The 11,766-nt window shown below is 47.6% G+C and carries 9 protein-coding genes; 6 read left to right on the forward strand and 3 right to left on the reverse strand.

Annotated features, from left to right (window positions below; translation table 11 throughout):
- Positions 1–10: 10 nt before the first annotated feature.
- The 3 genes from ACEW9O_RS30150 to ACEW9O_RS30160 all read right to left on the reverse strand — a co-directional run bounded on the left by ACEW9O_RS30150 (position 11) and on the right by ACEW9O_RS30160 (position 7,965).
- Positions 11–3,145 (reverse strand): LamG-like jellyroll fold domain-containing protein, encoded by a 3,135-nt coding sequence (locus ACEW9O_RS30150; protein WP_373553960.1) that lies wholly within the window; start codon positions 3,143–3,145, stop codon positions 11–13.
- Between the two features lie 225 nt (positions 3,146–3,370).
- Entirely contained in the window at positions 3,371–4,807 is a 1,437-nt protein-coding gene (locus tag ACEW9O_RS30155; protein ID WP_373553961.1) for a RagB/SusD family nutrient uptake outer membrane protein, read from the reverse strand.
- 50 nt (positions 4,808–4,857) lie between these two features.
- Positions 4,858–7,965: a SusC/RagA family TonB-linked outer membrane protein gene (locus tag ACEW9O_RS30160; protein WP_373553962.1), complete on the reverse strand. Its 3,108-nt coding sequence runs from the start codon at positions 7,963–7,965 to the stop codon at positions 4,858–4,860.
- Between the two features lie 169 nt (positions 7,966–8,134).
- On the opposite strand from ACEW9O_RS30160, the gene ACEW9O_RS30165 reads away from it, so the two are divergent.
- From ACEW9O_RS30165 to ACEW9O_RS30190, 6 genes are all read left to right on the forward strand, one after another.
- Positions 8,135–9,097, forward strand: coding sequence for an AraC family transcriptional regulator (locus tag ACEW9O_RS30165; protein ID WP_373553963.1), 963 nt, complete (start codon positions 8,135–8,137; stop codon positions 9,095–9,097).
- 335 nt (positions 9,098–9,432) lie between these two features.
- Positions 9,433–9,723 carry a hypothetical protein gene (locus ACEW9O_RS30170; protein ID WP_373553964.1) on the forward strand — a complete coding sequence of 97 codons (291 nt, stop codon included), beginning with the start codon at positions 9,433–9,435 and terminating at the stop codon, positions 9,721–9,723.
- A gap of 143 nt (positions 9,724–9,866) precedes the next feature.
- Entirely contained in the window at positions 9,867–10,403 is a 537-nt protein-coding gene (locus ACEW9O_RS30175) for a hypothetical protein (protein ID WP_373553965.1), read from the forward strand.
- 4 nt (positions 10,404–10,407) lie between these two features.
- Positions 10,408–10,815, forward strand: coding sequence for a multiprotein-bridging factor 1 family protein (locus ACEW9O_RS30180; RefSeq protein ID WP_373553966.1), 408 nt, complete (start codon positions 10,408–10,410; stop codon positions 10,813–10,815).
- A complete protein-coding gene (locus tag ACEW9O_RS30185) occupies positions 10,805–11,263 on the forward strand; it encodes a hypothetical protein (protein WP_373553967.1) in 459 nt (152 codons plus the stop codon). Before ACEW9O_RS30180 ends, ACEW9O_RS30185 begins: the two co-directional genes overlap by 11 nt.
- Positions 11,264–11,378: 115 nt before the next feature.
- A complete protein-coding gene (locus ACEW9O_RS30190; protein WP_373553968.1) occupies positions 11,379–11,639 on the forward strand; it encodes a hypothetical protein in 261 nt (86 codons plus the stop codon).
- Positions 11,640–11,766: the final 127 nt, after the last annotated feature.

Genomic DNA, 11,766 nt, shown 5'->3' on the forward strand with positions numbered 1-11,766 from the left:
ATTTTGGTTTTTACGGTTGTTTTACTACTAATTTGGCTTTGATGAGCCCATTCGAAAACAGCTTTAACCAATAAGCACCGGCAGGTAAGTAGGACAAATCCAGTGGGCGACCGCCTACGGATTCCAGCGTCCAGGCCTTGATCATTTTTCCATCGAGCTGATAGAGTTGGAGGGTTCCGGATTGTTTTTTCCAAGCTATATCCGTCAACTGAATGGAATGAGAAAAAGGATTGGGGCTTACCTGCAAGGGCTCTGCACGAATTGGAGCCTGCTGTGTATGTGTAGTCGTATTAGTCGTGTATTGCGCTTTCACTTTATCCGGAGGAAGCGCATAGTTGTAGATGCGCACTTCATCGAGTACTCCGGCAAAATTGTATTGGGCGTCGTCCGGCCACATTTGCCCAAAGAGCATGGGCAGTGTGGTAGTCCTGATTCTTCCAGTAAAGGGGGCTGCTGCTTCCAGTTCGCCATCCAGGTAAAGTGCCAGGTAGCTGCCATCGTAAGTGGCGGTGACCTGGTGGTATTGACCCGGCAGCAATTCGATTGCGCTGTCCAGGTCTTTGATGCCATTCAGGCTATTGACTGTCCAGCGGAGCTGACGGGTAGGGGTTAGGGATAGTTTCCAACGTTGTTGCCAACTGCCATGCGACAACAAAAAACTTTCCCGATCAGGAATGGCATTGGCTTTGAACCAGGTGATTAGGGTGATCGCACGATCAAAATTGAGCAGTGGGTTATTGGGTACCAGGATGTGCTGGATGTTGCCATCAAAAGAAAAAGCTTCGGAGGAAATGCCATTGCGGTCGGAACTGATCCGGGCGCGGTTTACGGTACCATCCAGGTGATTGGGCCCCATGTCGCGGGCGTCGCCCTGGAAGGGGTAAAAAGCGACGAGTTCGCCAGTGGATGGGGCAAAATTGCGCACCCAGATTTTGCTGCTTGCGCTGGTTTTTAAGCCACCCGGGTCTTTGACCTCTACCGTGATGGTATAGATGCCTTCAACATTGGGTGCCTGCCAGTTGATTTGCGCACCAGTGCCTTGGAGGGTTCCGCCTGTGGCCGACCAGTTGTAGGTCAAGGGATCGAGATTGGGGTCGGTAGCCTGAGCAATCAGGGTCAAATTGCCATTGGGTGCAGTATAAGCCGCTGATTTTTCAATACCCTGGATGACTGGTGCTCGGTTGATGGCCGCAACTACTGTAAGCAACAAAGTAGCCGTATCGGCCAGCCCTTCCGAGTCTTTTACGATCAGTTGGACTTTGATTTGGCCAGGTACCGCCGGGGTTTTGAGCAATACTTCTTTGCCCGTCCCCGAAATTTCCCCCTGACTTGTTGACCATATGTATTCCAACGCATTGCCTTCTGGGTCAAGCGCCTGCCCAAAAACGCTGACTTTATCGTTGATGATCAGCGTGTCTTCTTTGATGCCGATGCCCTGGATGCGGGGGCGTTTGTTCAGTTTAATTTTGCTTTGGCGGTAGTCTACCACTACCCCATCCACCAAAAATTGATTTTCGTGATAACTGGCCTTGCCACCCGCAGGCGTCAGCACCAGCAATACCGCTTCATTGAAAGGAATAGAGAGGCTGATTTTGCCTTGTACATTCGTTTTTAAAAAAGCCTCTTGTAGCGTATTGTAAAGGTCAACTGGCGCAGTACCCAAATCCAGTTCTACCTCCTGAGCCGTGGCATAAGGATTGAACAACAGATAGCTGGGGTAAGCCGCCTCCTTAAAAAAGTCGGTCTTCAGCAAATCCAGGCAGAGGATTTTTTCCACATTGGTCTTTTTGACAATGGCGCCCAAGTAGCCAATTGAGGAGGTACTGTACAGCGAGAGATTGGTGGCGGCCCATTTTCCGGCCAGCGCATCACCCGTCGAAACCGGGGACCTTCCATTCAATTTTTCCCGCAGGGCTTCATAACCGATTACCCGATCCGGGTCGTATTGATTGGACCAAGCTGAGGCATCTTGTTGCGCATCGGTCAAAAAGCCGGGGTAAAACAAACGATTGGCATTGCTCAGGTTGAGCATCCACTTGCCGATGGCCCGGGCAAAACGTTTGTCGTAGCGCAACATCGGTACCAAGGCAGCCGCCTGTTGCACACCATTGAGTTGAAAAGCGTAATCGTTGCCCGCGTCGTTGGCTTCACCCACCAGTCCCGACACCTCAAATCCACCCCACTTGCCCACAATGGTGCCCCAGCCACGCAAGGCACCTCGGTTGAAGGACCAATTCAGCATTTTTTCTACATCGTATTGAGTATTGAGTTCGGCATTCATTTTGGCCGCCACGTAGGTTCCGTAGGGCAATTGCAGTTCGTAGGAAGGGTTGTCGGGCCAACCCTGGAGGAATTCCAGGCACCATTCGGCACCCTGGAGGTATTTTTTGTCGCCCGTTTTTTTATAGGCATGGTACAAAATCCAGGCAAAAGCCCCGGCGGCTTCGGGCTCTTTGACTCCGGCGACCAGCGGTTTCATTTGTGCAAAATTCCAGGCGCGGTAATTCATATAGGCGCTGGTCCAGGGAGCCGTGCCGCCGCCCATGGCTTTGGAGGCTTCCAGTAAGCGATCAGCAATGGTGGTAAACTGGAGCTTGGATTCCCCAAATCCTTGTGGGTACAGGTCGGTCAATTGGTAAAAATACAGATTGGGCATCATGTCGTACCACCAATCCTGGCCGCTGCGGGAACTGGCATTGTTGAGGTAGAGTTTTTCGCCGTTGGCTTTGTTGTAAAAGTCCTGGGCCAGCAACAGCCAGTTGCGGCCAAATTGCTTTTGTTTGTCGATGCCTACCAAACTCGCACCCACTAGCGATGGCAACACATTGATGGCTTCATTGCCGGGAGGGGGATTAGAGCCTACATAAGTTGTCAGGCCAAAAACGGGCGATGCAGGATAGTTGATGCCCGCGTTTTTGAAAAAAACCAGTGGCAGGTAGGCTCCGGTTTTGGTTGCATCGTACACAAAGGAGTCGTACTTCAGGGCCACCTGCGCCCAATTGCGGATGTTGAAGGGGCTGGGTTGGTTGGGCATTTGTTCAATGCGGGGAATGGCGATTTGGCCTGCTTGGGCGAAGGCGAAAATGCCAATGCTCCAGAAGGAGAGTAAAAGTGATGTACGAAACCTGATGATGCTAATGTTCATATACAAATGATTGTTTTTTGGGAATCGCCTATCCTGCCGAGCTTCATGCCTGGATAGCTAGGGTGTATCTTAAGTGTCTTAGGTTTCTTAGGTGGTGAAATTTTGCCCTGCTTCGCAGTTTTTTTTTTTCACCACCTAAGAAACCTAAGACACTTAAGATACACCTTAGAAATTGTGCGCCTATGGCGCTCGCAGTAACGGCGGATGTAAAAATTTCACAAATGATTAGTAACCCGGATTCTGCACCAATTTTGAATTCAAATCCAGCTCCGTTTGGGGCAAGGGAAACAACTCGTGTTTGCCCACCTTGAAGTTGGACAAGTATTTGGTCGCCAATCCCCAGCGCACCAGGTCAAAGAAGCGGTGCATCTCGAAGGCCAGTTCTACCTGGCGCTCGTGCCGGATGGCTTCCAACACCGTAGCCTGGTCGGTGGCAATTATTGGAGGCAAGGTCGTGGCGGGTGCAGTCGCCTGCGCCCTGGCCCGCGCCCGGACTGCTTCCAGCGGGATTTTTGCTTCGGGTATTTTGTTGAGTTCGGCTTGGGCTTCGGCTTCCCAAAGCAAAACTTCCGCGTAGCGAATCGCGGTATAGTTGATGTCTCCGTCCGCCTTTTGGGTCGCTTCTTTGTCCGATTGTAAGTATTTGAGCGGGCTGTATTGGGTGGAGGAAAAAGAGGCAAAATAGACGACTCCGAAGTAATCGTCGCGGTTGCGGGCTACCGTGAATTTGAGCCGGGGGTCGCCCGCTTCAAAAGCGTCCACCAATTCTTTGGTCACTTCGGCAAAGCCGTAACCACCCCCGTATTTTTTGGAAGCCCACCATTGGTTAAGCGAGTTGCCGACCCCGAGTTGTAGGTTGCTGTGCTGGATTTCCCACACCGATTCGCTGTTGTTTTGGGTGTTTTTGCGGAAATTATCGCGGAAATCGGGCACCAATTGGTAGATCCCCAGCGCCTTGATTCTTTGAATGTAGTCCAAGGCACCGACCCAATCTTTTTGATAAATTTTGGTTTTGGCCGCCAAAGCCAACGCTGCACCTTTGGTCGCCCGCCCCAGTGAAGTGGCCGGATAACTCTGCGGCAATACCGCAGCTGCACTTTCACAATCTAGTAGAATTTGGGCTTGCACTTCGCGCAAAGGAGTGCGGGGAATTTTGATTTCAGCGGGCGGAAGTAGCCTCGTGATCAGCGGAACATCACCAAAAACCTGGGTTAGGATGAAGTAATAATACCCCCGTAAAAACTGCGCCTCGGCTAAAATTCGGCTTTTTAAAGCAGCATCCATTTCGATGGCGGGCACCTTGTCCAGCACCGTATTGCATTGGGTGATGCCATTGTAATTGAGTTTCCACAAGTCGTTGAGCTCCTGGGTGCGAGGGGTGTGGATCAAAAAATCAAATTCGGTCAAACCTGGCCGTGAACCGTCGCCACCTACTACGGCTTCGTCGGAGGCGATGACACCCAAGCCCCAGTAAAAATTGTTGTTTTCGTTGTTGAACAACAGGGCGTTGTAAGCAGCATTCACCGCTTGTTCGGCATCCTGGGCCGTTTTAAAAAAAGAACCCGTATCCAAAATACCGATGGGTTCTTTGTCCAGGATGTCTGCACAAGCAGAACAAACGAAAAACAAACACAGGCCAAACAATTGTTTCCAAAATCTCATACAATACTGATTAGGAATAGGAATCAAGGACGTTCTGTTCATAAAGTCTGTTAAAAATCCAGGTGAAAACCCAGGATGAAAGTACGTGGGGCGGGCACGGTTCCCCAGTCGATGCCCACGGCAAGGTCTGAGGATACATTGTAGCCACGGGTATCGTTGGCATTGGCCTGAATCTCTGGGTCAAGGCCACTGTAACGGGTGATGGTCAGGGCATTCTGAGCGCTCAGGTACAAACGAGCTGCCCCGATGCCCGGCCAGTTCAGGCTCTTTTTTAGGTCGTAGCCCAAGGTGATGTTTTTGATCCGCAGGTACGAGCCGTCTTCCAAAAAGCGGGTAGAAATGCGGCGATTGCCATTGCGATCGTCCACGCTCACTTTGGGGATCTTGGTGTCGGTGTTGCTGGGTGTCCAGCGGTCTAAAATCTCGCGGTAGGAGTTGAATCCCCGGGATTGGGTTTCATAGGCAAAATTCCCGTAGAGGAAATACACGTCGTTGCCTTGTACGCCCTGGGCCAATACCGATAGGTCAAAACTCTTGTATTGCACATTGAGGTTGAGTCCGTAAATGAAATTGGGGAAAGGGCTGCCCAGGTGGCTGCGGTCTTTGTCGTCGATGGTGCCATCCTGATTCAAGTCGGCGAATTTGACATCGCCAGGGCGGGTATCCAGGGTTTGAAATGGGCTGGCTGCGATTTCTTCCTGGGTTTGGAAGATGCCTTGCATTTGGTACAGGAAAAAAGAACCAATCGGGTAGCCAGGCTCGGTTTTGGTGATGGGGCCATCGGACAGGCCAAATCCACCCAAAATGGGTTCGGAGTCTGCCACGGAAAGCACTTCGTTGCGCACTAGGGAAAGGTTGCCCGTAATGCTGTAACTACCGTCTTTGAAGCGCGCCCGGTAGTTCAGGTTCAGGTCGACACCTTTGTTTTCCACCTTACCCGCATTGACATAAGGTGGGTTGGAGCCGCCGCCCGCCTGGGGAACCGGCACCCGCACGATGATGTCGCTGGTGATTTTTTTATACAAATCGACTGTAAAGTTGAGGCGGTCTTTCCACAAACTCAGGTCGAGGCCCAGGTTGAATTGCGCGGTAGTTTCCCATTTGATTTTGCTGTTGCCCGTTTCCACTAGCCGTGCTCCCGTTGCGACTTCGCCGCCAAAAGAATACACCCGTTGGCCGGTTTGCACGAGCGAGCTATACGGGTACAGGCCAATTTCCTGATTGCCCAGTTCACCGTAGGAGGCTCGGATTTTCAAACCAGAAATGATTTTACTGGAAGCTAAAAATGCCTCATTGGATACATTCCAGGCAGCCGACAGCGCAGGAAAATACCCGTAGCGGTTGCCCTGACCAAAACGTGAAGAGCCATCTCGCCGCAGCGAAGCATTCAACACATAACGGCCTGCATAACTGTAATTGGCCTGGCCAAAAAAGGAGTACAAACTCCATTCAGTGCTGATGCCAGAAGCGCCAAGATTGGTCAAAATCTGTGGCACGGAGTTGTTGATGTTGCGAAAAAGTGGATCGGTACGCGAAAAATTATTGGCCGAAGCGCCCAAGTAATTGGTGCGATTCACGATGGCTTCCATGCCGAGCAAAATGGATGCTTTGTGTTTGCCACTTTTGAGGTTGTAATCCACGGAGTTGTTCCAGACCAGGTTTTGTTCAAAAACCCTCGATTCATTGAGCGAAGTGGGGGAATAAATCGCTGGGGAGAGTCTTTCTTTGAACAGTTTTTCGTTGGTAAACAAAAAGTCGCCGCCCAGGTTGGTGCGAAAATGCAGGTTTTTGAACGGCTGTAGTTCAGCGAAAACATTGCCAAAAACCCGGTAACGTTTGATGTTCCAATCGGTGGCTTCATTGAAAGCCAGGGGATTGGCGTTGCCATCGCCGTATAAAGTGGGATCACTCAATTCTGAACTGGTTTTGTAATACGTTCCATCCGCACGCGAAACGGGGAAGACAGGTGCAGCAATCAGGGCGTAGCGAATGCCACTCAACTCATTGCCGGGGCCTCCCCCATCGCCAGAACTGCCAATCAGTTTGCGGTCCGAAATGGAAAAGGAAAGGTTATTGCCCAGTTTTAGCCAGGAATTGCCAATTTCACTGTTCATCCTGACCGAATATTTTTTAAAACCTTGGCCGGTATAAATGCCCTGTTGATCCAGGTATTCACCCATCAAATAATACGACCCGTTGGGGCCACCGCCCGTGGCACTCAGGTAATAGCGACTCATCGGCGCGGTACTGAAGACCTTATCCAACCAATTGTTGTCGGGCAGGGTATCGAGGATTTTGGGATCGTAACCCGTGAGTTGCCTGCGCGGATCCCGCAAGGCGTTGGCGTTTTGAATGGCTTCGTTGCGGATGGTCAGGTATTCTGCAGAATTCAGCAGTTCGGGTAAATTGGTAGCTTGTTGCAAGCCCTGGTATAGGTCAAAAGAAAACGAGGGTTTGCCCGATTTGCCTTTTTTTGTGGTGATCAAAACGACCCCGTTGGCGGCGCGGGCACCGTAAATGGCTGCTGCTGCGCCATCTTTGAGCACTTCGATGGATTCGATGTCGTTGGTGGAAAACATGTTGATGCTGCCCGTAGTAGGCACGCCGTCGATGATGAACAGCGGATTGTTGTTGCCCAGGGTATTGACCCCGCGGATGCGGATCGAGATGTCATCGCCCGGGGCACCCGTAGCCTGGGTAACTTGTACTCCGGCAACTTGGCCTTGCAGGGCTTGATCGAGGCCCAGAACGGGCAGTTTGGCAATGTCTTTGGCTTTTACGGAACTGATGGCCGAGGCTACGTCGGAGCGAAACTCCCGTTTGTAGCCCACCACCACCATGTCTTGCAAGAGTTGCGCTTCGGTTTCCAATTGGATCACTAGCGGAGTGGCATCCTGGATGGTACGTTCCAGGGAGGTGTAGCCCAAAAAACTAAAGACGAGCACACTGCCTTTGTTCAGTTCGAGGCTGAAGGCACCTGTGAAATCTGTAACTGCGCCCATTTGGGTTCCCTTCACTTGAATGTTTACACCGATCAAGGCTTCCTGAGTAGCGGCGTCAAGTACGGTTCCTTTGAGCTGGAATAATTCAGTGCTTTGCCCACACATGCTGTTGAGTCCACAGAATAGCAGGACCAATAAGGGTAAAATTTGCTTCATATCGTCGAGTGCGCTGCGAAGTCGACTCAGAAAATCCCTTCGTCACTTTGCCAACTCTTGCAAAAATACTAGGAGAATACCTGGGATTATGGCACTTTCCAGCAAATCAATGGTACCTTTAAGAAATCTTTAAAAAGTTTTTCTCCCTATTCCAAAATAAAATTTTACGATGGAAGTTTTTCTCGAAATAACTCCTCTAAAAGAGTCAGATGTATTTGTGGTGTTGGATGCGGTCAATAATAAATTTGCTTACCCCCTGCACAACCATGCTGAATTGGAGCTCAATTTGGTCAGTGGCATCTCGGGCACCCGGACTGTGGGTGACTCTACCCAAAGTTATCTGGAAAACGATCTGGTGTTTATGGGTCCCTACCTCTACCACAAGTGGGATGGAGCAATTGAGGCTCAGCCAAAAGGCAAAAATTACCGGGTGATCACCATCCAGTTTGGCTCCGACCTCTTCACTGCGCAATTGTTGCAAAAAGAGCATTACCACAAAATCAGGAAACTGCTGCAACGCTGCGCACGCGGCATGCGTTTTTATGGAAAAACCTACGAGGATGCCTTCCTACGCATGCAAGAACTGACCACCGATAAGGGCATGGACAGCGTACTGGAGTTTTTTAAACTGCTGGACGTACTTTCCCGTTCGACTGAATTTGAATACTTGAACAGCGTGGGCTTGGCGCCACCAACTTCAAAATCCGACAGTCGCCGCATCCAGCTGGCCTACACCTATATTCTGGAGAATTTTTCCAACCACCTGATGAAAGTATCCGACCTGGCTGGCCTCATGAACATGAGTGATTCGGCTTTCAGCCATTTTTTTCGGAAACATGCGCACCACAGCTTCAAGCAGTTTTTGATCGACATTCGGGTGCGTTTTGCCTGCAAGTTGCTCCTAGACTCGGAAGAAACGATCACCGAAATTTGTTTCCACTCGGGCTTCAACAATGTGACCAATTTCAACCGCTTGTTCATGAAGTACCGCCACTGCGCACCCTTGCAGTACCGGAAATCCCATGAGGAGAATCCTGATTTTGATTGGTCGGGGCAGCTGACTCAGAATCGGTTTGTACCGGCGGGGGGGCCGGAGGGGCATGAATTGCCTCCTGCTTTAGCTGGTGGATAAGCAGTGAACCCTAGTGCATTAACTCATAAGTTTCACCACACTCTAGCTTGCTCTTTTACAGTAAGACTTCGTTGTAAAAAACTTACAGAGCTTAGGCTATGCGCGTTTTTTAACGCCTCTTCTTACTGCAAATTAGCTGCGCTTTAGTGTAGTTCAACTCATGAGTTAATGCACTAGTTTTGGGGCTTTAGCCCAATTGGCTTCAATGCTAGCCCACACCCAAAAAACTCCCCACAAATTGACTGTAATTTTCCCGCATCGGCAAGTCCAAATCAACGTACAAAGCCCGGCGTTGCACTGCTTCGGTTTGTTGCGAAATAAGCAATCACCCGAAATTGCCGGGCTTTGGCCTTGTCGATGTAGCCTTTCCGCTCGGCGCGAGTCGGGTTCGTATTGTCTATCACGAAAGCCTGCTGGGTACTCAAACAGGTGTCGATAAATTGGGCTTCCTTATTGCGCGTGTTGAGCTGGTCCAGGGAGATGTGGATGTGGGTACGAAAGAAGTTGTTGAGGTAAAAGGTGGTTTTGCCGCTGGCTTGGATGCAGATGAATATTTTGTGTCATTAATAAAATTAATTAGCATTAAATGTTGTAATTACAGGACACAAAAAGTAATTTTGTACTAGATCGATTTTTGCTTAAAAATTAGAAAAATACAAGTGTAAGTCAACTCAAAGCGCTGTAAGACGCTGAATAATAATTCATTAACATCTTTTTTGTAAATTTTTAACTTAAAAGTGAAACATAAACCCACAAAATTCAGTTATAAGTGAATACATTTACGCTCGAAGTATGGTATGATGAAGGAAGCATTTGCACCTTCTATACCGTTAGGTGGGTTACGGAAAATGACGATGCAGCATCAGAAACAGACAAGTTTTTCGACGAATACGCAATCCCGAGTCATTCGTTGGAAGACGAAGCAGTCCAATTGTTTCGATTGATTACACAAAGCATTGGCAACAAATATGGGGCAACCGATGATTTTTTCGACAGACCTGAAAATAAGGCACAGGCATTGCCACCAAAACCTAAACAATGGGTAGAAGAAATAAAAGAATTAGGCAGAAATTTTCCATTAAGGTTATTCTGCTATCGAATAACGGAGCAAATTGTCATTCTTTTCAACGGTGGGATTAAGAATGCCAGTTCTGCACAGGAAAGCGACAATTTGAGTATGAAGTTTTATGAAGCACAAACATTCGTCAAAAAAATTGAAGAAGCACTTCAATCAGAAATGATTGAAATTTCAAATGACGGAAGGTATTTACAAGATTTTGGCGGAACGCAAGAAATAATACTCTAAAACAATGAGAAGCAAAACCGTAGACAGATTGCTAAAAAGCACGCCCAAAGATGTAGAAATCTTTGTCGACTTGTATGCTGACCTGGTGGTTCGCATCAACCAGCTATTGCGTGAAAAAGAAATTTCAAAAAAAGAATTGGCTGAAATGTTGAATAAAAATCCATCCGAAATTTCTAAGTGGTTGAGTGCTGAGCACAATTTTACGCTTCGTTCATTGGCAAAATTGTCTGCTGAACTCGGTGAGCCATTGTTGGAAGTACCTCAAAGAAAAGTACAACAGCATTTTATTAGCGGATACAGCAGAAGTGTTCACTCTTTTGTCGTATTAAAAAAATTAGATCTCTCAAAAGAGTCAAAAATAATTCAATGGCAACAAGCCAACGAACCTAATTCATTGAGCAATGTCGGATAAGCATAACCTATTTGACCCAGAAAAAATCTCCATCATAGACTTCAAAATGGTGAAGGGGCAAGTGGACACCTCTGAAGATTTTGACCCTAGCAAAATTGAAGGCTATCATCTGGACAATGGTTTACAATTTGGATTCAGTCAAGATGAAAAATTAGTAAAAGCAGACTTTACTATTGAAATCAAAACAGAAAGCAAAGGACAGAACCACCGGGAATCCAGTGGAAACTTTCACTTTGTATTTATTTACCATGTAGAAAATTGGGCGGAATTAGCAGAATCGAATAAAAACAACTTGATAAAGTTGCATCCGACATTAAGCAATGCCTTATCTTCTGTTACCTATTCAACTTCAAGGGGCATTCTGTTGACAAGACTACAAGGGACTGCATTGCAAAATTTTGTGTTGCCAATTATCAACCCGAACACACTCCTTAATAATAAAAATTGATAAGGCACCCATTACTAGCAAGCGTTTAGCAGCAGTGACATAGGTGTAATTAATTAAAAATCATACTTTTATCTGAATTTATTTTTTTTAGTAAAATTATCATCAATAATGAAAAATGGGAAATATAAGAAAAATAGTTTATTTAGACTGGAACACTCTCAAAGGAATTAAGGACTCCTCAAGGGAACCATTCATATCCATTGGAAACTTGTTGAAGAAATACCACAATGAAATTGTAATTCCTTATTCACCATCCCATCTGTCAGATTTAAACAAAAATTACCAGGAGAATAAAGAAAAAATTGATTCTGACCTGGAGTTTTTGAAAGGAATTTCAGGCAATTTCATTATTGCCAAGTATTCTAAGAGCCTGTAAAAATTTAAGATTTTACAGATGTGAGGAATGAGAAAAAAGGAATCAGCGGTAATTTGGTTGGAGAAAATTTGCAAATATGTACCCAACCAACATCACTGATTCCCAATGGGAAGTTATAAGTTCTTTG

Origin of the sequence: Haliscomenobacter sp., from assembly GCF_041740695.1 — a bacterium.
Lineage (GTDB): Bacteria > Bacteroidota > Bacteroidia > Chitinophagales > Saprospiraceae > Haliscomenobacter.